This is a genomic window from Brevundimonas sp. EAKA (genome assembly GCF_000698025.1).
Taxonomy (GTDB): Bacteria; Pseudomonadota; Alphaproteobacteria; order Caulobacterales; family Caulobacteraceae; genus Brevundimonas; species Brevundimonas mediterranea_A.
In genome coordinates, this window is record NZ_JMQR01000285.1 from 1 (window position 1) to 445 (window position 445).

At 70.8% G+C, this 445-nt stretch carries 1 protein-coding gene; it reads right to left on the bottom strand.

Going from position 1 to position 445, the window contains the following annotated elements:
• On the bottom strand, nucleotides 1-445 hold a 445-nt coding region (locus tag ER13_RS18885), incomplete at both ends, for a hypothetical protein (RefSeq protein WP_035311497.1).

The following is a 445-nucleotide window of genomic DNA, read 5'->3' on the forward strand; positions in this document are numbered from 1 at the left end:
GCCCAGGACCCACGCTCGTGCGAACGCGCGCCCTGGACCGTACCCCTCGAGCAGGGCGACGGGCAGCATCACCATGAGCGGGGGCCACAGCACCATGAGGGACGGCACGACGATGAAGCCGACCAGGGCCGGTGGCCATTCGGCGGACAGAGCCCACAACGAGCCGGCAGCGGTCCCCAACACCAGAGCGGAGACGAGCAGCAGCCACCCCAGCCCGGTCCCGTACCTGCGCAGTGCGCACCGCCAGGCGTCACGGAGCCTGATCCGGCGGCCCAGCAGCGCCAGGCCGGCGATCAGCAGTCCAGCCCCCCAGACTCCCGGGCTCACCGCCAGGACCAGGAGCAGGAGCACACCCGCAGAGGTCAGGATTACGGGGTTGATCGGGTCGACGAAGGATTCCCGGGCGCTGTCCACGACCACGGAGTCGCTCGCCAGCCAGATGTCC